Source organism: Nocardioides aequoreus (assembly GCF_000720335.1).
Lineage (GTDB): Bacteria > Actinomycetota > Actinomycetes > Propionibacteriales > Nocardioidaceae > Marmoricola > Marmoricola aequoreus.
Genome location: NZ_JOJN01000020.1, coordinates 1 through 20,134, shown reverse-complemented (window position 1 = coordinate 20,134; position 20,134 = coordinate 1). Strand labels below are relative to the sequence as shown.

18 protein-coding genes are annotated in these 20,134 nt (G+C 75.3%); 5 read left to right on the top strand and 13 right to left on the bottom strand.

Annotated features, from left to right (window positions below):
• Positions 1-5: 5 nt before the first annotated feature.
• The 6 genes from IG63_RS0119640 to mraZ all read right to left on the bottom strand — a co-directional run bounded on the left by IG63_RS0119640 (position 6) and on the right by mraZ (position 5,849).
• A complete protein-coding gene (locus IG63_RS0119640) occupies positions 6-1,547 on the bottom strand; it encodes a UDP-N-acetylmuramoyl-L-alanyl-D-glutamate--2,6-diaminopimelate ligase (RefSeq protein WP_030486038.1) in 1,542 nt (513 codons plus the stop codon).
• A 10-nt stretch (positions 1,548-1,557) separates the two neighbouring features.
• Positions 1,558-3,354 (bottom strand): peptidoglycan D,D-transpeptidase FtsI family protein, encoded by a 1,797-nt coding sequence (locus tag IG63_RS0119635; RefSeq protein WP_036196302.1) that lies wholly within the window; start codon positions 3,352-3,354, stop codon positions 1,558-1,560.
• A gap of 83 nt (positions 3,355-3,437) precedes the next feature.
• Positions 3,438-4,013 carry a cell division protein FtsL gene (gene ftsL / locus IG63_RS21880; protein ID WP_051707317.1) on the bottom strand — a complete coding sequence of 192 codons (576 nt, stop codon included), beginning with the start codon at positions 4,011-4,013 and terminating at the stop codon, positions 3,438-3,440.
• Entirely contained in the window at positions 4,010-4,951 is a 942-nt protein-coding gene (gene rsmH, locus IG63_RS0119625; protein WP_030486035.1) for a 16S rRNA (cytosine(1402)-N(4))-methyltransferase RsmH, read from the bottom strand. The genes ftsL and rsmH overlap by 4 nt, the downstream gene beginning before the upstream one ends.
• A gap of 56 nt (positions 4,952-5,007) precedes the next feature.
• Entirely contained in the window at positions 5,008-5,178 is a 171-nt protein-coding gene (locus IG63_RS23410) for a hypothetical protein (RefSeq protein WP_157210313.1), read from the bottom strand.
• 242 nt (positions 5,179-5,420) lie between these two features.
• On the bottom strand, positions 5,421-5,849 hold the full coding sequence (gene mraZ, locus IG63_RS0119615; RefSeq protein WP_030486034.1) for a division/cell wall cluster transcriptional repressor MraZ: 429 nt from the start codon (positions 5,847-5,849) through the stop codon (positions 5,421-5,423).
• Between the two features lie 244 nt (positions 5,850-6,093).
• On the opposite strand from mraZ, the gene IG63_RS0119610 reads away from it, so the two are divergent.
• From IG63_RS0119610 to IG63_RS0119600, 3 genes are read left to right on the top strand one after another with little or no spacing between them, the layout of a single operon-like run.
• Positions 6,094-7,074: an AAA family ATPase gene (locus IG63_RS0119610; protein ID WP_245604523.1), complete on the top strand. Its 981-nt coding sequence runs from the start codon at positions 6,094-6,096 to the stop codon at positions 7,072-7,074.
• 30 nt (positions 7,075-7,104) lie between these two features.
• On the top strand, positions 7,105-8,295 hold the full coding sequence (locus tag IG63_RS0119605; protein WP_169741837.1) for a DUF58 domain-containing protein: 1,191 nt from the start codon (positions 7,105-7,107) through the stop codon (positions 8,293-8,295).
• The gene (locus IG63_RS0119600; protein ID WP_030486031.1) at positions 8,292-10,580 is read left to right on the top strand and encodes a transglutaminase TgpA family protein; all 2,289 of its coding nucleotides are present in this window, start codon (positions 8,292-8,294) and stop codon (positions 10,578-10,580) included. Before IG63_RS0119605 ends, IG63_RS0119600 begins: the two co-directional genes overlap by 4 nt.
• A gap of 48 nt (positions 10,581-10,628) precedes the next feature.
• Here the strand turns inward: IG63_RS0119600 and IG63_RS0119595 are convergent, their stop codons facing one another.
• From IG63_RS0119595 to IG63_RS0119570, 6 genes are all read right to left on the bottom strand, one after another.
• Positions 10,629-11,132, bottom strand: coding sequence for a DUF3040 domain-containing protein (locus IG63_RS0119595; protein WP_030486030.1), 504 nt, complete (start codon positions 11,130-11,132; stop codon positions 10,629-10,631).
• Positions 11,133-11,248: 116 nt separating this feature from the next.
• Entirely contained in the window at positions 11,249-12,433 is a 1,185-nt protein-coding gene (gene dinB, locus IG63_RS0119590) for a DNA polymerase IV (RefSeq protein WP_036196300.1), read from the bottom strand.
• A gap of 78 nt (positions 12,434-12,511) precedes the next feature.
• A complete protein-coding gene (locus IG63_RS0119585) occupies positions 12,512-13,315 on the bottom strand; it encodes a methyltransferase domain-containing protein (RefSeq protein ID WP_030486028.1) in 804 nt (267 codons plus the stop codon).
• Positions 13,316-13,388: 73 nt separating this feature from the next.
• Complete coding sequence (locus IG63_RS0119580; RefSeq protein WP_030486027.1) at positions 13,389-17,069, bottom strand: DNA polymerase III subunit alpha; 3,681 nt, start codon at positions 17,067-17,069, stop codon at positions 13,389-13,391.
• A 9-nt stretch (positions 17,070-17,078) separates the two neighbouring features.
• Complete coding sequence (locus IG63_RS0119575; protein WP_030486026.1) at positions 17,079-17,513, bottom strand: SAV_6107 family HEPN domain-containing protein; 435 nt, start codon at positions 17,511-17,513, stop codon at positions 17,079-17,081.
• A gap of 13 nt (positions 17,514-17,526) precedes the next feature.
• On the bottom strand, positions 17,527-17,823 hold the full coding sequence (locus tag IG63_RS0119570) for a DUF6504 family protein (RefSeq protein ID WP_036196298.1): 297 nt from the start codon (positions 17,821-17,823) through the stop codon (positions 17,527-17,529).
• A gap of 154 nt (positions 17,824-17,977) precedes the next feature.
• Between IG63_RS0119570 and IG63_RS0119565 the strand changes: the two genes are divergently transcribed.
• Complete coding sequence (locus IG63_RS0119565; RefSeq protein WP_051707311.1) at positions 17,978-18,511, top strand: YbaK/EbsC family protein; 534 nt, start codon at positions 17,978-17,980, stop codon at positions 18,509-18,511.
• Positions 18,512-18,535: 24 nt separating this feature from the next.
• On the opposite strand, the gene IG63_RS23890 is transcribed toward IG63_RS0119565, so the two are convergent.
• Positions 18,536-18,667 carry a hypothetical protein gene (locus IG63_RS23890; protein ID WP_281174320.1) on the bottom strand — a complete coding sequence of 44 codons (132 nt, stop codon included), beginning with the start codon at positions 18,665-18,667 and terminating at the stop codon, positions 18,536-18,538.
• 43 nt (positions 18,668-18,710) lie between these two features.
• Here IG63_RS23890 and IG63_RS0119555 point away from each other — a divergent pair, with 43 nt between their 5' ends.
• Positions 18,711-20,018: a phytoene desaturase family protein gene (locus tag IG63_RS0119555; protein WP_030486023.1), complete on the top strand. Its 1,308-nt coding sequence runs from the start codon at positions 18,711-18,713 to the stop codon at positions 20,016-20,018.
• The last annotated feature ends 116 nt before the right edge of the window (positions 20,019-20,134 follow it).

Sequence of the window (20,134 nt, the reverse complement as noted above, 5' to 3'; positions counted from 1 at the left end):
CGGGATCACGAGCCGGCCTCCTCGATCGCCCGCCGCAGCTCGACGCGGTCGTCGAAGGGGTGGGTGGTCGCGCCGACGGTCTGGCCGGTCTCGTGCCCCTTGCCCGCCACGACCACGGTGTCGCCGGGCCCGGCCAGGGCCACCACGTGACGGATCGCGTCGCGGCGGTCGGCCACCTCGACGATGTCCGCTCCCCCGGGCACCGACCGGGCGCCGCGCAGCACCTCGAGGCGGATGGACGCGGGGTCCTCGGTGCGGGGGTTGTCGTCGGTGACGACCACGACGTCGGCGAGCCGGGCCGCGATCTCGCCCATCACCGGGCGCTTGCCGGTGTCGCGGTCGCCGCCGGCGCCGATCACGAGCAGCAGCCGGCCCTCGGTAGCGGGGCGCAGCGCCTCCAGCACGGCGGTGACGGCGTCGGGCTTGTGGGCGTAGTCGACCAGGGCGAGGTAGTCCTGCCCGGCCTCAACCCGCTCCAGGCGTCCGGGGACGCCGCCCGCCTCGGCCATGCCGGCGGCGACGGCCGCGGCGTCGAGGCCGGCCTCCCCCGCGAGGGCGACCGCGCACAGGGCGTTGGCGACGTTGAAGCTGCCCGCGAGCGGCACATGGGCCCGGTGGGCCCCGCCGTCGGGGCCGACCACGGTGAAGGACGAGCCGGCGGGACCCTGCTCGACGTCGACCGCGCGCCAGTCGGCATCGCCGCCGACCGAGCAGGTCACCACCGGCACCTGCGTGACCCGGAGCAGCCGGCGTCCCCACGGGTCGTCGACGTTGACCACCCCGCGCGCCGCCCGCTCCGGGGTGAAGAGCGAGGCCTTGGCGGCGAAGTAGTCCTCCTCGTCGCGGTGGAAGTCGAGGTGGTCGCGCCCCAGGTTGAGGAAGCCCGCCACGTCGAAGCGCACCCCGTCGACGCGACCCATCACCAGCGCGTGGCTGGAGACCTCCATCGTGCACGCCCGGACGCCCTCCTCGACCATCACGGCGAAGAGCGCGTGGAGGTCGGGGGCCTCGGGGGTGGTGAGCCCGGTGGCGATGTCGCGTCCGCGGATCCGGGTGCCGACCGTCCCGATCACCGCGGAGGGGACGCCGGCCGCCGTGAGCGCGCCGTCGAGCAGCCGCGTCGTGGTGGTCTTGCCCTGGGTGCCGGTCACCGCGACCAGGCGCAGCGCCCGCGCCGGCTCGGCGTAGACCCGGGCCGCGAGGTCGCCGAGCACGGCGCGCGGCCGCTCGACCACCAGCACCGGCACCGGCACCCCGTCGGGGAGGAGCTCCTCGAGCAGCGACGCGCCCTCGGGGTCGGTCAGCACCGCGACGGCGCCGGAGGCGAGGGCGTCGCGGGCGAAGCGGGCACCGTGCACACGCGCGCCGGGGAGGGCGGCGTACAGGTCGCCGGGGTGGACGCGCTGCGAGCTCAGCGAGACGCCGGTGACGGGCGTCGCGCCGGCGGCCGCGGGGCGCAGCGTCGCGCCCGTCCAGGCGACGACCGCGGTGAGGGGCACCGGTGGTGTCGAGCCCGGGCGGGCGGAGGCGGCTGCGGGCTGAGTCACCTGGGGGACGCTACCGATCGCTCGGCTTCCACCACAGCGGGTAGGCGGCCTCGCGCTCCCCCGTCGGGGGGACGGCGTACCGCTGGAGCACGTGGGTCATCAGCTGCCGGAAGACCGGGGCGGCCGTGCCGGCGCCGCTGCCGCCGTTCTTCGGGTCGCTGACCACGACGTAGACGGTGAAGCGGGGGTCGTCGGCCGGCGCGAACCCGCCGAAGCTGACCGCCTTGTAGCCGTTGGCGTAGCCCTGGGAGCCCGCCTGCTGGGCGGTGCCGGTCTTGCCGGCGACGCGGTAGCCGGGGATGCCGGCGTTGGGGGCGCTGCCGCCGTCACCGGTGACGAGCTCCATCATCCGCGTGGTCTCGGAGGCGGCCTCCGCGCTGACCACCCGGTCGACGCTCGTGGTGCCGGTGCCGACCTCGAGCCCTGCGCCGTTGGTGCGGCGTCCCTCCACCAGGCTGGGCTCGACGTGCAGGCCGCTGTTGGCGATGGTGTTGACCGCCGCCGCCATCTGCACGGCGTTGACCGAGAGCCCCTGGCCGAAGGCGACCTGCGCCTGGGTGAGCCTGTTCCAGTCCGCGAGCGCGGGCAGCGAGCCGGCGCTCTCGGCGGGCAGGCCCAGGCTGGTGGGCGTGCCGAGGCCGAAGGCCTCGAGGTAGCCGCGGAACTCCTCGGGCGACTGCTCCTCGGCGGCCATCGCGGTGCCGATGTTGCTCGACTTCGCCAGCGCCCCCGCCGCGGTCAGCCGCAGCACGCCGTGCTCGAACCAGTCGCGGATGGTGCGGTCGTAGATCTCGAGCTCGCCCGGCACGGTCAGCCGGGTCTGCGGCGTCACCTCGTCGGCGTCGAGCAGCCCGGCGAAGGTGAGCACCTTCTGCACCGAGCCCGGCTCGAAGACGTCGGCCAGCGCCCGGCTGCCCCGCGAGTCCTTGGGGGTCTGGCCGGGCTCGACGGGGTCGACGGTCGGGCAGTCGGCCAGCGCGAGCAGCTCACCGGTCTCGGTGTCCATCACCACCGCCGCTCCCCACGTGGCGTCGAACCTCTCCACCTGGGTGCACAGCGCCTTCTGCGCGTACCACTGCACGTCGCGGTCGATCGTGAGGCGCAGGTCGCGACCGTCGACCGGGTCGACCTTGCTGCGGTCGCCCAGCGGGATCCGGTTGCCGCCGCCCACCTCGTAGGTCTCGTGGCCGTCGGTGCCGGCCAGGTCGCCGTCGAAGGCCAGCTCGAGGCCGACCATGGGGTCGTTGCCGTCGTCGCCGTTGGCCGGGTTGCCGTCGTCGCCGAGGAAGCCGACCAGGTTGCCGCCGACGTCCCCGGCCGGGTAGGTGCGCAGCGGGTCGGGCCGCGAGTCGACGCCGGCCAGCTGCTTCTCGCGCAGCACCTCCACGACCCGGGTGGCCTGCGTGGCGGGGATCTTGCGGGCCAGGTAGACGAAGCGGGTGGTCTCGTCGCTCGGCGTGAGGCGCTCGACCTGGTCGAAGTAGTCGAGGTCGAGCCGGTCGGCCAGGACCTGCGCGATCGCCTCGGCGTTGGGGCCGGTGGTCTGCGGGTCGGCGACCAGCATCAGCCCGCTCACCGACTCGGCGAGCGGCTGGCCGTTGCGGTCGAGGATGCTGCCGCGCTGCGCGGGCAGGTCGATGGTGACCAGGCCCGAGGTGCCGGCCCGCTCGACGTACGACGCGGCGTCGATGCCCTGGATCTGACCCAGCCGGGCCGCGAAGACGGTCAGCAGCACGGTGACGGCGATCAGCGCGACGCGCAGACGGACGTGCGGCTCACCGCGCGAGGAGCGGCGGGGTCGGCTCACAGAGAGGCTCCCGGGAGGTCGGTGGCGGGCGTACGGACTGGCGTACTGACGGGCATGGAGGCGGGTGGGACCTGTCTACCGGCTCAGTCGCCCTGCTCCGTGGAGGCTCCCCGTGCCGGTCCTCGGCTCGGCAGCGGCCGACCGGTCTCGGGGTCGACCTGCACCACGACCGTCTTGCGCTTGAGCTCCTCGGGCTTCTCGACCGGGGCCGGCTGGATCTGCACGGCGTCGGCACCGGTGGCCGGCACCGGCCGGCCGAGCACGCGGCCGTCGGAGAGCCGCACGAAGGCCGGCTGCGACGGCGCCACCATGCCGAGGTCGCGGGCGGCCTGCGCCACCCGCTGCGGGTCGCGCAGCCGGTCGAGCTCGAGCACGAGCGACTGCTTCTGCGCGGTGAGCGCGGTGGCCTCCCGCTGCAGCGCCGTGGCGGTGAAGGAGGTCTGCTGCATCTGGGTGTTGAACATCAGGAGCCCGACCACCCCGGCCGCGAGCAGCGCGATGACCAGCACCGCGAAGGGGGTGCGGGCGGCCTGGGTGCGCCCGAGCGCCCGCGGGGGCACCACCGTGAGGCGGGCGCGCTCGACCGCGGCCTCGGCCAGGCGCGGCACGCGGGCCCGCAGGCCGGTGCCCGTGCTGGTGGCTGGCTGCTGCTGACTCATGCGGCGTGGTCCCCCCGGTTGGTGTTCACTCGTTCGACGGCGCGCAGGCGCACGGAGGCGGCGCGCGGGTTCTGCTCGATCTCCTCGGAGGTGGCCTGCTCCGAGCCCCGCGTGAGCGAGCGCAGCGGCGGCTCGAGCTCGGCGGGCACGACGGGCAGGTCGTGCGGGGCCACGGAGGTGGTGCCGGCCGCGACGACCCGCTTGGTGAGCCGGTCCTCCAGCGAGTGGTAGCTGAGCACCACCATCCGCCCGCCCACGCCGAGCGCGTCGACCGCGGCGGGCAGGGCGCGGGTGAGGGCACCGAGCTCGTCGTTGACCTCGATGCGCAACGCCTGGAAGGTGCGCTTGGCGGGGTGGCCGCCGGTACGGCGCGCGGGCGCCGGGATGGTGTCGCGCAGCAGCTCGACCAGTCGGCCGGACCTGGTGAAGGGCTCGGTCTCCCGCGCCCGCACCACCGCGCGGGCGATCTGGGTGGCGAAGCGCTCCTCGCCGTAGGTGCGCAGCACGCGGGCCAGGTCGCGCACGGAGTAGGTGTTGAGCACCTCGGCGGCCGTGGTCCCGACCGAGTCGTCCATCCGCATGTCGAGGGGCGCGTCCTCGGCGTAGGCGAAGCCGCGCTCGCGCACGTCGAGCTGCATCGAGGAGACCCCGAGGTCGAAGAGGACGCCGTCGAGCCGCTCGAGGCCGAGGTCGTGGAGCACGTCGGGGATCTCGTCGTAGACGGCGTGCACGAGGCTGAGCCGGGCCGCGTGCGGCGCGAGGCGGCGTCCGGCGAGGTCGAGGGCGTGCGGGTCGCGGTCGACGCCGATGACGTGCACGTCGGGGAAGGCCGTCAGCACCGCCTCCGCGTGGCCGCCGAGCCCGAGGGTGGCGTCGAGGTAGGTCGCCCCGGGTCGCCCCAGCGCGGGGGCGAGCAGCGCGACGACGCGCTCCAGCATCACCGGGACGTGCGTGGGGTTCGCGCTCCCCCGTCCCGGCTCCGAGGTCGGCACCGCTAGCCCCCGACCCTGACCACGAGGGTGAGCAGGCCCGCCAGGGCGCAGGAGGTGGCGGCCGAGAAGGCCATCACGGCGACGGCGTCGCGCAGCTCGTGGCGCACCCGGCGGTGGGGGGTGCAGGACGGTCGCATCCCGGGATCGACGTGCTCGAGCGGTGCGGTGCTCATCGGTCCTCCCCGGGGTGGTGTCGCGTGGGTGTCGCTGTCGTGCGAGATGCGGTGCGGGATGTCGTGCGGGATGCGGTGCTCGCAGGGCCAGGTCCTCGTCCGCTCACCCCGGGGTGGAGGGGAAGTGGGACTTCTGGCGCCGGGGAAGGTGCGTCAGACGACCCGTGGAGGGGTCCCGAGGTGGAGCGGACGCGGGCCTGGCCCTGCGATCACCGGTGTGGAGTTGTGGTGCGGGGTGGTGCTCAGAAGCTGGGGAAGATCTCCTCGCTCAGGTCTGCGAAGGCCTGCTCCTGCGCGCCGGTGTAGCGCTGCCAGGCGTCGGGCTCCCAGATCTCGAGGCGGTCATAGACGCCGAGCACGACCACGTCGCGGTCGACGCCGGCGTACTCGCGCAGCTCGGGGGTCAGCGTGATACGGCCCTGCTTGTCGGGCGTCTGCTCCGAGGCCAGCGCGAAGAGCATCCGGCCGTAGGCACGCAGCTGCGCGTTGGTCTGCTGGGCGGTGCGGAACTTCTCGGTGAAGTCGGCGAAGGCCGACATGGTGCGGACGTCGAGGGCGCGGTCCTGACCACGAGTGATCACCAGACCCTCCTTCATCGCCTCACGGAACTTCGCGGGGAGGAAGAGACGGCCCTTGTCGTCGACCTTCGGGGTGTAGGTGCCGGAGAACATCCGCCACTCCCCTCACCTACCCCAGAACCACCCAGGTCCTCCACTGCGCTCCACTTTACTCCACTTTCCCCCACGGTCAACCACATTCCCACCACATCGCTCCCCTAAGGCACCCCGGTCGCTCCACTGCCTCCTCCGGCCGCCCTCCCGTGCCGGCAGCGCTCGACGCCTCCCCGGATGTGGTGCGGTGCTGTTGACTGAGGGGAGCCCACCCACGGGGGGTGGACCACGAGGAGGCGCACCCGTGCAGAGCGACCGGTCCAACGTGACGACAGGCAGCGCGGTCGCCGAGGTCCGCGCGGTGGCCGACCGGATCGCCGCCAACGTGGCCACCGTCATCGAGGGCAAGCCCGACACCGTGCGCTCCGCGCTGGTCGCGCTGCTCTCCGGTGGTCACCTGCTCATCGAGGACGTGCCGGGCGTCGGCAAGACGATGCTCTCCAAGGCGCTCGCCCGCTCGATCGACTGCAGTGTGCGCCGGATCCAGTTCACGCCTGACCTGCTGCCCTCCGACGTCACCGGGGTCTCGATCTTCAACCAGGTCACCCGGGTCTTCGAGTTCCGGCCGGGCGGCATCTTCGCCAACATCGTGGTCGGCGACGAGATCAACCGCGCCAGCCCCAAGACGCAGGCGGCGATGCTGGAGTGCATGGAGGAGGCCCAGGTCACCGTCGACGGGTCGACCTACGCGCTCGAGTCGCCCTTCATGGTGATCGCGACGCAGAACCCGATCGAGATGGAGGGCACCTACGCCCTGCCCGAGGCGCAGCGCGACCGCTTCATGGTGCGCCTCTCGATGGGCTACCCGGTCGAGGCGGCCGAGATCGCCATGCTCAGCGCCCGCGAGGGCGTCAGCCCGATCGACGAGCTGGAGCCGGTCACCGACGCGGGCGAGGTGCGCAAGCTGATCGAGCTGACCGGACGGGTCCACGTCTCCCCCGCCGTGCAGCAGTACGCCGTCGCGCTGGCCACCGCCACCCGGCGCTCGCCCGACCTGCGCCTCGGGGCCTCGCCCCGCGCGACGCTGCAGCTGGTGCGCGCCTCGCGCACCTGGGCGGCGATGCACGGCCGCGACTTCTGCCTGCCCGACGACGTCAGCGACCTGGCTCCCCGCGTGCTGCCGCACCGGCTGCTGCCCACGATGGAGGCCACGATGGGCGGACGCCGCCCGGCCGACGTCGTCGCGCAGGCCGTGGCCGACGTGCCGGTCCCCCGCACCGGCTGACCGGGCGCGACGGAGCCGGCGATGCGCGACATGACGATCCGAGGCCGGTGCCTGCTGGGCGCCGGGCTCGCGGCCGTGCTCTGCGGCGTGCAGGTCGGGCAGCGTGACTTCGTGCGGATCGGGCTGGTCGTCCTGGCCGCCCCCCTGCTGGCCTGGGTGCTGGTGCGGCTGCGACCGCCGCGGATCTGGCTGCACCGCAACCTCGGCGCACTGCGCGTCGAGGCCGGCGAGACCGCGCAGGTCGAGGTCGAGGTCGGCAACCGCGGCTCGCGCACCGGGCCGCTGCTGGTCGAGGAGCAGCTGCCGCGCCTGCTCGGGTCGCGCCGTGACTTCCTGCTCGACCCGATGCAGCCGGGCGAGCAGGCCACGCTCCGCTACCTGCTGCGCACCTCGCAGCGCGGCCGGTACGCCGTCGGCCCCGCGCTGGTGCACGCCGGCGACCCGCTCGGCCTGGTCGACGTCGCCCGCACCGTGCCCGGCACCGACACCCTGCTCGTGACCCCCCGCACCGAGGCGCTCCCCGCGATCGCGCTGAGCGGACGGCTCGCGGGGGCGGGCGACAACCGCACCCGCGAGCTGCTGGGCGGGGGCAACCCCGACGTCACCATCCGGGAGTACCGCCGCGGCGACGACCTGCGACGCATCCATTGGCCCACCAGCGCCCGGACCGACACCCTGATGGTGCGCCGCGAGGAGATGGAGTGGCAGCTGCGCTGCACCCTGCTGCTCGACCACCGCCGCTTCAGCCACCGCGGCCACGGCCACACCTCCACGCTCGAGCCCGCGGTCAGCGCCACGGCCTCGCTGGTGCGCCACCTCTCTGCTCGCGGCTTCGAGGTGCACCTGCGCACCGCCGCCGGCCACCCCGGGCAGCCGAGCCCGGCCGCGGTCGACGAGGGCGTCGGCCACCGCGTGCACCACCAGCTCGAGCAGCTCGCCGTGCTCGCGGCCGCGCCGAGCGAGCGGCTCGACCTGGGCTGGGTCGCCGAGGGGCAGCAGGGCGGGCTGATCGTCGCGGTCGTCGCCCGACTCGGCGTCGAGGACCGGCACCGCCTCGCGGGCCTCGCCGCCGCGGGCGACGCGGCGTACGCCGTGGTGCTCGACACCGGCGACGGCGAGGCCGCCGGGCTCTGCGCCGAGCTCGCGCGGCAGGGCTGGCGGGCCGCGGTGCTCCCCGCGGGCGGCGCCCTGGCCGCGACCTGGCAGGAGCTCGGGCGATGACCGGGCGCGCGGCGCCGCCGGTGCGGCTGACCGGTCCGCTGCTCGGGCTGCTGCTGGCGACGGTGGCAACGGCCGGCTGGGGCGGGCTGGTGGTGCAGCCCCGTGGCTTCGTGCTGCCGACGGCTCTCGCGGGGCTGCTGGTCGTGCTCTCGGGTGTCGGGCTGCGGCGGCTGCGCACGCCCGCCCCCGTCACGGCCCTGCTGCAGCTGCTCGTCGCGGGACTGGCGTGGCACGCGGCCTTCGCGCCCGCCACCGGGACGCTGCGCATCCCGACCCGCGCCTCGGTCAGCGGCCTGGCCGACGAGGTGGAGCTCGGCGCCGCTGCGCTCGCGACGTACCTCTCCCCCGTCGACGTGATGGTCGGTGGCACCCACGCCCTGCTCGCGGGCTGCGGGCTGCTCGTCGTGTGGACCGTCGACGTGCTCGCCCAGACCCTGCGGCAGCCGCCGCTCGCCGGGTTGCCGGTGCTCGTCGCGCTGAGCGTGCCGGCCACGGTGCAGCTCAGCGGGCTCAGCACCGCCGTCTTCGTCGTCGCCGCCGTCGCCTACCTGCTGCTGCTCGCCTCCGACCGCCACGACCGGTGGCGCGGCGCCGGGCGTGCCGAGCCGACCGTCGACCGCGCGGCCCGCTCGCCGCTGGGCGGCGCCGGCGGGGCCTGGCCGGTCGCGGCGTCCGCCGTGGTCGCCGCGCTGGTGCTCGCCCCGCTGGTGCCGGTCTCCGACCCGCTGCGTCCGGGTGGCGAGGGAGAGGGCGGGGGCGGTGGAGGCGGCGAGGTGCGCCTGACCACCGTCAACCCCTTCGTGAGCTTGCGCCGCGACCTGCTGCAGCAGACTTCCACGCCGATGGTCTTCGCCGCGACCGACGCGGTCGACCCCGGCTACCTGCGCACCACGGTGCTCGACGTCTTCGACGACGACTCCTGGAGCGCCTCGCCGCGCGAGCTGCCGGCGGAGAACTCCGCCGACGGGACCTTCCCCGCTCCCGAGGGGCTCTCGGTGGGCGCGGGCGGCGTCGTCTCCCAGTGGGAGATCGAGCTGGCCCCGCGCTACCGCACCACTTGGCTGCCGTTGCCGGCCCCCGTGCGCGAGATCGACGTCGAGGGCGCCTGGCGCTACGACGCGACCGCCCAGGACGTCGCCCTGGCCTACGGCGAGGTCGAGCCCGGCCTGCGCTATCGCGCCACGGCGTTCAGCCCGGCCGTGACCGCCCGGCAGCTCAACGGCGCGCTGGCCGCACCCGACGACGTCCTGGAGCCGATGACCGAGGTCCCCGACGAACTGCCCCCGGTGATCGAGGAGCGCGCCCGCGAGGTGACCGAGGGTGCGGAGACGCCGTACCAGCAGGCCGTGGCGCTGCAGGACTGGTTCCGCGCCGACGGCGGCTTCCGCTACTCCCTCGACGAGCGTCCCGGCTCGGGCCTGCAGCTGCTGGCCGACTTCGTCACCGACGACCGCGTGGGCTACTGCGAGCAGTTCGCCGCGGCGATGGCGGCGATGGGCCGCACCCTGGGCATCCCCTCGCGCGTCGCGGTGGGCTTCCTCGGCCCCGAGGAGCTCGACGACGACCAGCTGCTCTTCACCTCCGACTCCCGCCACGCCTGGACCGAGATGTACTTCCAGGGTGCCGGGTGGGTGCGCTTCGAGCCCACGCCCGCGGCACGCACCGGGGAGAGCCCCGACTACACCCGCGAGGCACTGACCGAGCCGGAGAGCGGACCGACCCCGACCACGGCGCCGTTGACCCCCGAGCAGCAGTCGCCCGACCAGCTCCCCGACGCGGCCGGCGACCAGGGCGCCGACGACCTCTGGCCCGGCCTGCCCGCTCTCGCGGCCGGCCTGCTGCTGCTCCTCGTGCTGGTCGCACCCACGGCGCTGCGGCGCTGGCAGCGCCGGCGCCGTCTCGGCGGGCTCGACGCGGCGTCCCTCACCGAGGGGACCTGGGCCGAGCTGCGCGCCGTCGCCCTCGACCACGGGCTCACCTGGGACGACGGCCGCTCACCGCGCGCCCAGGCCCGTGAGCTGGTGCGCCAGGTCGCGGCGCCGCAGGACGACGTCGAGCGGCTCGAGCTGCTGCTGCAGCAGGTCGAGCGGCGGCGCTACGCGCGCGGCGTCGAGGACGCCGTGGGCGGGGGCGTCGCGACGCTGGCGCCGCCCTCGGTCGACCTCACGGCCACGCTGGAGCGCTGGACCGTGCTGCTGCGCGAGCACGAGGCGGCGCACCGCCCGGGGGCGCGCACGCGGGTGTGGCGCCGGCTGCTGCCGGCGTCGCTGCTCAGCCGGGGCTGAGCCCGGTCGGACGGCGCAGGCCCGCAGCGGTACTTGCGGGCAGTGGGCTCAGAAGCCCTGCTGGCGGCGGCGCTCCCAGCGCTGCTCCATGCGCTGCATGAAGGTGCCGTGCGTGCCGGAGGAGCCGCGGGCTCCCCGGGGACGTCGCGGGCCCTTGGCGGGGCGCGACCGCCGCTTGTCGCTGCGGCCACCCTCGACGACGCTGAAGCGGTGGGGAGGGTCGTCGAGACCGAGCGTCGGCGGGGCGTCGGGCGAGCCCGGCTGGCCGGCGCCGGCCGTGGCGTGACGCCCCTTCCAGGCGGCGAGCCCGAGGGTGGCCGAGGCGACCATCACCACGAAGCCCAGCACGGCGAGCCAGATCTGCTGGGAGACCGCGCCGCCCATGAGCATCGCGACTCCGAGGACGAAGACGACCAGGGCGCCGACGCTGCGGAGCTTGGCCGTGCGCTCCATGGCGCTGCCTCGCAACGTGGAGGCGAACTTCGGGTCCTCCTGGGCAAGCGCCTGCTCCATCTGCTCGAGCAGACGGAGCTCCTCCTCGGAGAGTGGCACGGCAACCTCCCGCAATGACTGGGTTGGGTCGAGTCTAGGCAGCCTGTGCGCGACACGGTAGGAGTGATCGGATTTCGTGCTCGATTTCTGCTACGTGACAGCGCTGTGACAGGCGGCTACGGGCGGTCGCCGAGCAGCAACGTCGCAGGTCGGACGGCATCACCACCGAAGCGGGACGCCGCCCGGTCGACCGCGCGGTCGGCGTCCTCCCAGCCGTGCTGGCGAGCGCCGAGCACCAGCTGCCGCTGGGCATGGGCCCGCGGACGCAGCTGCTCGACCCGGACGCCGACCAGCCGCACCCGGGCGCGCTGCAGGCCGAGCGCGTCGTAGAGCCCGGCCGCAGTGGCGTGGACCTCGCTGGTGACGTCGGTGAGGTCGGCGAGCGTGCGCGAGCGGGTCAGGGTGGTGAAGTCGGCGAAGCGCACCCGCAGGGTGACGGTGCGCCCCACCAGCCCGGCCCGGCGCATCCGGCGGGTGACCGAGGCCGAGAGCCGCAGCAGCTCGCGCAGCACCACGGCACGGTCGTCGGTGTCGCGGGCGAAGGTCTCCTCGGACCCCATGCTCTTGTCGGGGTCCTGGGAGGGCCGCCGGGGCGTGAGGGTGCGGCGGTCGGTGCCCCAGGCGAGCTGGTGCAGGTGGCTGCCCGTCGCCTGCCCGAAGGCCCGCTGCAGCGTGGCGACCGGGGTGTGGGCGACCTGGCCGACGGTGCGCAGGCCGAAGCGGTGCAGCTGGTCGCGGGTCTTCTCCCCCACGCCGTAGAGCTCGCCCACGTCGAGGGGGTGCAGGAAGCCGGTGACCTCGCGCGGACGCACCACCACGACCCCGTCGGGCTTGGCGCGACGGCTGGCGAGCTTGGCCACCGAGACCGACCCGGCGACCCCGACCGAGCAGGTGATCTGCTGCTCGTCGGCCACCCTGGTGCGCACGTGCTCGGCGATCTCGCGCGGCGTGCCGAGCCGGCGCAGGGAGCCGCTGACGTCGAGGAAGGCCTCGTCGAGGGAGACCGCCTCGACCACCGGGGTGACCTGGCGGAAGATCTCCATCACCGAGGCCGAGACCGCCTCGAACTCGCCGTGGTCGGGGGCGAGCACCACCGCCTCGGGACACAGCCGGCGCGCCCGGGTCATCGAGAGGCCGGAGCGCACGTCGTAGCGCCGCGCGGGGTAGTTGGCCGCCAGCACCACCCCGCGGTGACCGCCGCCGACCACGACCGGCACCTCGGCGAGGTCGGGACGGTCACGGGTGGCCACGGAGGCGTAGAAGGCGTCCATGTCGACGTGGAGCAGGGGCGTGTCGGTCATCCCCGCCACCCCCGGGGCGAGCCGGAGCGGCCGGCGGACGGGTCAGCGGACGGGTCAGCGGACGGGTCAGCGGACGGGTCAGCGGACGGCGATGACGTGCAGCTGACCGGCGAGGGTGAGGTACTCCGGGCGCTCGGCCACCGCCCGCTCGAGCTCGAGCAGCGAGGCCGCCGCCCCGGGCTCGAGGTCGAGCAGCGAGGAGGGCACCAGGTCGGCGAAGACCCGGACACCGTGCACCGCCGTGACCTCCAGGCCGGCCCGGGTCGCCAGGGCGCGCAGGTCGTCGACGGTGAAGCGGCGCTCGGCGCCGCGTCCGGTCGGCACCTGACCGGCGCCGTCCTCGAGCAGCTCCCGCGCCTGGGCGAAGTGACCGGCCATGGCCCGCGCCACCACGGCGGCGTGGTGCTGGCCGACGACCAGTGAGAGGGCTCCGCCGGGTCGCAGCACCGCGGCGATCGCCGCCAGTGCGGCGTCGACGTCGGCGACCAGGCCGAGCACGCCGTGGCAGAGCACCAGGTCGTAGCCCTGCGCGCCGCTGTCGGACGGGTCGAGGTCGGGAGCGAGGTCGGGAAGCGTGTCGAGGTCGCCCTGGACCGCGACCACCCGGTCGGCGACGCCGTCGTCGGCCGCGCGCCGGGCCAGCGTGGCCAGGGCGTCGGGACTGGGGTCGACCACGGTGACCCGGTGGCCGAGCCCGGCCACGTGCACGGCCAGGCCGCCGGTGCCGCCGCCGATGTCGAGCACGCGCCGCCCGCCGCCACCACTGCCGTCACTGCCGCCGTCACTGCCGCCGTCACTGCCGCCGTCGGCGAGCAGGTCGCGCACGGCGTCCCAGACCACCGCGGTGCGGGTGGCGTTGCGTCGCTCGAGCGGGCGATCCATGCACCGCACCCTAGGCCCAGGCCGCGGGTCGTGGGTGCGCCGGTGCCACTCGTCCCGGCTCTCGTCGCGGCCCTCATCCCGGACTCCCGGGGCTGCGGTGCCACAGCCGGCGCGCCACCTCGCCGGAGACGACGCCGGTCGGGTTGCCGGCCGGGGCGATGTCGGCGTAGGGCGACATCCGGAAGCCGCTGGAGTGCACCAGGACCCGGTGGGTGCCGGGGTCGTCGGGCGCCGTCGGCTGCCGTCCGGGCCGCGGCGAGCCCTCCAGCAGCGCGTGCACGGCGCCGAGGCCCTCGCGCTCCCAGAGCTCCTGGAGCACCGCGAGGTCCCAGGCCCCGGTGGCACGCAGCGAGACGCCGCGCCGGCCGGTGCGGCGCAGCTCACCGCGCACCACCAGCAGCCAGGAGCCGAAGACGGTGCCGGCGTAGGGACCCTGCGCGTCGTCGAAGAGCGTGGCGTCGACCGGGCCGGTGCCGTCGTCGAGCGTCACGAAGACCACGCGACGTCCGGAGCGGATCGGCGGGGTCTGGGTGGCGACCTTGACCCCGGCGACGAGCAGCTCGCTGCCGCTGCGGGCCTCGAGCAGCCCCGCCGACCGGGTGGTGCCGAGCGCGGCGAGCAGCTCGGTGTGGAAGTCCATCACGTGACGGCTGACGTCGAGCCCGAGCACCTCCAGCTCGGCGCGGACCCGGTCGACCTCGCTCATCTCGGGCAGGCCCGCCCCCGACCTGGTCTCCGAGGGCACGTCGAGGGTCAGCTGCACCGAGTCGGTCACGTGCGTGCTCCCGGGACCGGCCCCCAGGTCCCGGGCCCGGCGCCAGTGGCTCGAGCGCGACCCCGCGCGTCGCAGCCGCTCGAGGTCGCCGACCTCCAGCAGCAGGTCGCGGCGCGTGGTGGCCCCGCGCCCGCCGTCGAGGCCGATCCGGTGGACGCGGTCGAAGCCCCCGGCCTGCACGAGGTGCTCGACCACCGGGCGGGAGACCCGGGCGCGCTCCCAGAAGTCGCTCAGCGAGACGTAGGGGGCGTCGTCGCGGGCGGTGACGATGCGCGCCACCTCGGCGTCGTCGATGCCGCGCACCTCGGCCAGCGAGACCCGGATGCCGTAGCCGTCGTCGGGCCCCGGACCCAGCCGCTCGGCGGTGTAGGTCGCCCCGCTGGCGTTGACGTCGACCCCCAGCACCGCCAGGCCGAGCTGACGGGCGTCGTCGAGCAGCAGCCGCTTGGGATACATGCCCGGGTCGTGGGTCAGGATGCCGGAGAGGAAGTGGGCCGGGTAGTGCGCCTTGAGCCAGGCCGACTGGTAGGTCGGCAGCGCGAAGGCCGCGGCGTGGGCCTTGCAGAAGCCGAAGGACGCGAAGGCCTCGATCACCGCCCACAGCCGCTCCACGACCGGGGCGGGGTAGCCGCGCTCGAGGGCCCGCGGGCAGAACCACGCCTTGGTCTCGGCCATGCCCGCGGTGTCGCCCAGGGCCCGGCGGTGCTCGTCTGCCTCCGCGAGGGTGCAGCCGCCGATCTCGGAGATGATCTCGATGACCTGCTCGTGGAAGACCACGACGCCCTGGGTGCCCGCCAGGATCGGGCGCAGGTCGTCGTGGAGGTAGCCCGGCAGCCGCCACCCGTGCTTGACCTCGAGGTAGGGGGTGATCATGTCGCTCTTGACCGGCCCGGGACGGAAGAGCGAGATGTCGGTGATGATGTCGGAGAAGCTCTCGATGCCGGACTTGCCGACCAGCTCGCGCTGACCGGGCGACTCGATCTGGAAGACCCCGAGCGTCTTGGCGCTGGAGATCATCTCGTAGGTGACCAGGTCGTCGAGCGGCACCTGGGCCTCGTCGTCGAGGTCGATCCGGACGCCCTCGAGCCGCTCGACCTCGGCCACCGCGTGGGCCATCGAGGACTGCATCCGGATGCCGAGCACGTCGAGCTTGAGCAGGCCGAGGTCCTCGACGTCGTCCTTGTCGAACTGGCTCATGGGGTAGCCGAGCGCGCTGCGCTCGACCGGGGTCCGGTCGAGCAGCGACCGGTCGGAGAGCAGCACCCCGCACGGGTGCATCGCGACGTGGCGGGGCAACCCGTCGAGCCGCTCGACCAGGGAGAAGAAGCGGGTCAGCCCCACCTCGCCGTCGCTCCCCTCGGCGTCGAGCAGACGGCGCAGCGAGCGCAGCTCGGGCAGGTCGCGCACGGCCATCCGGGCGTCGCGGGCCCGCACGTGGGGGAAGGACTTGGCCAGCGCGTCGATCTCGCCGAGCGGCATCCCGAGCGCCGCCCCCACGTCGCGGATCGCGTGCCGCACCCGGTAGGTCTCCATCATCGCGACCGTCGCGCAGCGCTGCTCGCCGAAGCGCTCGAGGATCGCGTCGTAGACCTCCAGCCGCCGGGCCGACTCGACGTCGACGTCGACGTCGGGCAGCGACTGGCGCAACGGGGAGAGGAAGCGCTCCATCAGCAGGCCGTGGCGGATCGGGTCGATGCCGGAGACGCCGAGCAGGTAGTTGACCAGGCTGCCGGCCCCGGACCCGCGGGCGGCGGTGCGGATGCCGAGCTGCTTGATCATCTCGGTGACCTCGCCGACGGTCAGGAAGTAGGAGGCGTAGCCGAGGTGGCGGATGATCCCGAGCTCGTCGTCGAGGCGCTTCCAGATGCGCTGCCGCGGGGCGCTGCCGTAGCGCCACCCGATGCCGGCCTCGCACCGCGCCCGCAGCACCAGGTCGGCGTCGGCCTCGCCCGGGCCGAGGTCGGTCCCGGCACCGGGACCGGGACCGAGCCCGGCGTCCAGCTCGGGGAAGTGGACCTCGCCGAGCCCGAGGTCGGCACGGGGGTCGAGCACGCACTGGTCGGCGAGGGCACGGGTGCGCGCCAGCAGCGCGGTCGCACCGTCGCCCCCGGCGAGCCCGGCGGCGCGGCAGATCTCCTCGGCCACCTCGTGCATCTGCTTGCCGGACTTGCAGAAGCCCTCGGCGTTGCGGCGGTCGAGGTGACGCAGGTCGATCGGCACCAGCCGCCGGGTCGCGTCGAGGACGTCGGTGACCGGGGCGTCGAGCCGGTCGGCGAAGCGGACGGCGTTGGTGAGCACGGTGGTGACGCCGTGGCGGGTGGCCAGCCCGAGCATCCGGCCGGCGTGGGCCGAGGTGCCGGGCCCGGCCCCGGGGAGCCGGTGGGAGACCAGCTCGACCGCCAGCTGGGCGGGACCCACGAGGTCGAGCCAGCGGCGCAGCACCTCGGCGGCGAGGTCGTCGCGGCGCAGCGCGACAGCCCGGCCCAGCTCGGAGCCCGGCCCGAGCAGCACCCGGACGCCGCGGCCGGCGACGTGCTCGGCGACCAGCTCGGGCGGGCACAGCGGGACGCCGCGCTCCCCGGCGTGGGCGGCACTGACCAGCCGGCACAGCGCCGCCCACCCCCGGTCCTGTCCCGGGGGGTGTCCCCCGGTCGCCAGGAACGTCACCCGCGGCAGCCGCGGGTCGCGCTCGGCGCCGCCGCGGGTCGGCGTACGCCGCCGCTCGCCGTCGGCTCCCCGGGGACCGAGCCCGCCGCGACCCGGCGGGGTCGCCAGGTCGACGCCCAGGATCGGCGCCACCCCGGCCGCCACCGCGGCCTTGACGAAGCGGACCGCGCCGTAGACGCCGTCGCGGTCGGTCAGCGCGAGGGCGTCCATCTCGAGCTCGGCCGCCCGCTCGACCAGCGTGCGGGGGTGGGAGGCACCGTGACGCAGCGAGTAGCCGGAGGCGACGTGGAGGTGGACGAAGGGGTCGGGCACGCAGGGTCCTCAGGCGACGCGGATCGGCGCGTGCTCGGTGAGCCCGAGCGAGATCTCGACGACCGCCAGGAACCGGTCGGCGTCGCGGACCAGGTCGTCGGCCTCGCGCGCGGTGACGGCACGCCGCGAGCCCGCCTCGGCCGCGACCCGCTTGTCGGCGCCGGCGGCGAAGAAGGCCGCCCACTCCGCCAGCTCGGGAGCGACCTCGGTCAGCAGCACCCACGCGTTGCGCTGCCGCCGGGCACGGGCCGTGGTGGGGGTCGGCCGGGCCCGTGCGGCGAGCACGGCCGCCGCCGCGCGCAGCCCGGCGACGTGGGCCAGCGCGTAGCGCTCGGGGACGTCGCTGCTGGCGATCGCCTCGCGCAGCGAGGTCGCCGCCCGCTCCAGGTAGGCGTGGGTGGCGGCCGGCAGAAAGGCCGGGGGTGCGGGGGTGCTGCTGGTCATCTGCTCTCTCCACTCAGTCCACGGCTCGCGTGAGCCGCCAGCCGCCGTCGACCCAGCTGAAGGCCAGGTCGAAGACGCCGAAGTCGCCGACCCGCCAGGCCGTCCGTCCGGGGGCGGCCGTCACCCGCCACACCTCCTGCTCGCGCAGCAGGTCGCCGGACTCCGGGCCCTCGTGCCGCCACCACGCGCCGGTCTCGACCCAGTGGGCCACCACCTCGCGCACCTGCCAGAGCCGGCCGCGCCACAGGAACTGGTCGGGGTCGGCACCGGAGCCCGTGCGGACCTCCACCGGATCGTCGTAGCGCCGCATCTGCTCCCCCTGGTGTCGGTGCCTCGGTGGAAGATGGGGGTCGAGGTCATCTCCCACCGAGGCGGTCGTTCGAACACCTGTTCGAACGACTCCAAGGTACACCGACCCACCGACAGGTCGTCAAGACCCGGACCGACCGCCCTACGCTCGCTCCATGACCGGCCCCGCAGAGAGCCCCACGGACGCCCCCACGAGCGAGCACGCCTCGATCGCCCGCTTCCGCGCCGAGCTGCGCGCCCGCGGCGGCACCGGCGAGATCCGGGTGCTCCCCGACGCCGTGCACACCGCCGCCCTCGCGGCGCAGGCGCTCGGCTGCGAGACCGGCGCGATCGCCAACTCGCTGCTCTTCGCCGTGCCGGACGGCGACGAGCCCTCCCAGCCCGCCCCGCTGCTGCTGCTCACCAGCGGCGAGCACCGCGTCGACACCGCCGCCGTGGCGGCGCGCCTGGGCGTGCCGGCGCTGCGCCGGGCCGACGCCGACTTCGTGCGCCGCCACACCGGCCAGGTGATCGGCGGTGTCTCCCCGCTCGCCCACCCCGCACCCGTGCCGACCTACCTCGACCCGTGGCTGCGGCGCCACCCGGTCGTCTGGGCGGCCGCCGGCCACCCCGCCGCGGTCTTCAGCACGACCTACGACGAGCTGCAGCGGCTCACCGGGGCCACCGAGGTCGACGTCACCCCCGGCTGACCCCTCCCCACCTCGGGGGGACGCTCAGCCGGCGCCGACCGCGCTGCCGGTGCCGTCGTCCTCCTCGGCGTCCAGCGGCTCGCCGACGGGCGGCATCAGGTCCTCGGCCTGCTCCTCGGCGGTGTCGGGCTCGTCCTTCGGGGTGCTCTGGCTCATGCGGACGGCGTACCCGACTCGGCCGGGCGCTACCGTGCGCGCCATGGCGCGGGTCGTGGTGGTCGGGGGTGGCCTCGGAGGTCTCGCGAGCGCCGCGCGGCTGGCCAAGCTCGGCCACGAGGTGACGTTGCTCGAGGCCCGCGACCGCGTCGGCGGCGCACTAGGCCGGCTCACCCGCGGCGACTTCACCTGGGACAGCGGCCCCGGGCACACCCTGCTGCCGGCCGTGGTGCGCGACCTCTTCCGCAAGTCCGGCCGTCCCCTCGAGCGCGAGGTCGAGCTGGTGCAGCTGCCGCTGCTGCGCCGGCACCGCTTCGCCGACGGCACCGAGCTCGACCTGCCCTCCGGTCGCGCCGACCAGCTGGCCGCCGTCGGCGCGGCGCTCGGCGACGACGCCGCACAGCGCTGGACCGACTACGTCGACGCCTTCACCGACGACTGGGAGGCGCTGCGCAAGGACTACGTCGAGCGCCCCTGGTCGCCCGAGCTCGCCGGCGACCACGCCGCGGCCCTGCTCCGCAGCCGGCTCACCATGGCCAAGGTGCTGCGCCGGCGCTTCAAGGACGAGCGGCTGCGGCTGCTCGCCGGCTTCGGCCCCAGCCTCGAGGGCCACGACCTGCGCGACGTGCCGGCCTGGGTCGGCCTGTGGTCCTACCTCGAGCGCCAGCTCGGCTGCTGGACCGTGCCGGGCGGCCTGGGCAGCCTGGCCGAGGTGCTCGAGCAGCGCCTGGCCACGCGCCGGGTGAGCGTCGAGCTGGGCACCCGCGCCCTCGACGTGGTGCTGCGCGACGGGCGCGCCGTGGGCGTGCGCACCACCGCGGGCGACGTCGACGCCGACGTGGTCGTGCTCGCGGTCGACCCCCGGCTGCTGCCCGCCACGGCGGCCCACGTGGTGCGGACGACGCCGGCGATGCCCCCGGTCGTGTGCCACCTGGGCCTCGAGGGCGAGGTGCCCGACCTGCCCCACGAGGTGGTGGTGCACGGCGAGGCGCTGCTGGTGCTGCGCACCACCGGGGGGCAGGCGCCCGAGGGTCGCCACGCCTGGACGCTGCTCGGCCGCGGCCGGCTCAGCGAGGACCCGGTGGTCGCCCTGGCCCGCGGCGGCATCCGGGTGCGCGACCAGGTGGTCGCCCGCGTCGACCGGTCGCCGCGCGACCAGGTCGCCGAGCTCGGCCAGTCGGCGTACGGCGTGCAGTGGCAGGGCCGCGGCACGGTGCGGCAGCGGCTCGGGCCCCGCACCCCCCTCCCCGGCGTGTACGCCGCCGGCGCGAGCGCCGCGCCCGGGGCCGGGGTGCCCTTCGTGGGGCTCTCCGCCGCGCTCGTGGCCCAGGTGGTCGGCCCCGCCCGCTGAGGGCCGGCGGGCGCGCCCCTAGCTGTAGTTCCCACAGAGGTTGTGAACGCGGGACGGTAGACGGATAGCGAGGACCTCCAGTACGGAGGGGGGTTACCACACCAACCCACCGTCTG

Bases quoted from the DNA above. Each gene is read 5' to 3' on its own strand.
- ftsL (WP_051707317.1), bottom strand. From the start codon at position 4,013: ATGAGTCAGCAGCAGCCAGCCACCAGCACGGGCACCGGCCTGCGGGCC.
- rsmH (WP_030486035.1), bottom strand. From the start codon at position 4,951: ATGCTGGAGCGCGTCGTCGCGCTGCTCGCCCCCGCGCTGGGGCGACCC.
- IG63_RS23410 (WP_157210313.1), bottom strand. From the start codon at position 5,178: ATGAGCACCGCACCGCTCGAGCACGTCGATCCCGGGATGCGACCGTCC.
- mraZ (WP_030486034.1), bottom strand. From the start codon at position 5,849: ATGTTCTCCGGCACCTACACCCCGAAGGTCGACGACAAGGGCCGTCTC.
- IG63_RS0119605 (WP_169741837.1), top strand. From the start codon at position 7,105: ATGACGATCCGAGGCCGGTGCCTGCTGGGCGCCGGGCTCGCGGCCGTG.
- IG63_RS0119600 (WP_030486031.1), top strand. From the start codon at position 8,292: ATGACCGGGCGCGCGGCGCCGCCGGTGCGGCTGACCGGTCCGCTGCTC.
- dinB (WP_036196300.1), bottom strand. From the start codon at position 12,433: ATGACCGACACGCCCCTGCTCCACGTCGACATGGACGCCTTCTACGCC.
- IG63_RS0119585 (WP_030486028.1), bottom strand. From the start codon at position 13,315: ATGGATCGCCCGCTCGAGCGACGCAACGCCACCCGCACCGCGGTGGTC.
- IG63_RS0119575 (WP_030486026.1), bottom strand. From the start codon at position 17,513: ATGACCAGCAGCACCCCCGCACCCCCGGCCTTTCTGCCGGCCGCCACC.
- IG63_RS0119570 (WP_036196298.1), bottom strand. From the start codon at position 17,823: ATGCGGCGCTACGACGATCCGGTGGAGGTCCGCACGGGCTCCGGTGCC.
- IG63_RS0119565 (WP_051707311.1), top strand. From the start codon at position 17,978: ATGACCGGCCCCGCAGAGAGCCCCACGGACGCCCCCACGAGCGAGCAC.
- IG63_RS23890 (WP_281174320.1), bottom strand. From the start codon at position 18,667: ATGAGCCAGAGCACCCCGAAGGACGAGCCCGACACCGCCGAGGAGCAG.
- IG63_RS0119555 (WP_030486023.1), top strand. From the start codon at position 18,711: ATGGCGCGGGTCGTGGTGGTCGGGGGTGGCCTCGGAGGTCTCGCGAGC.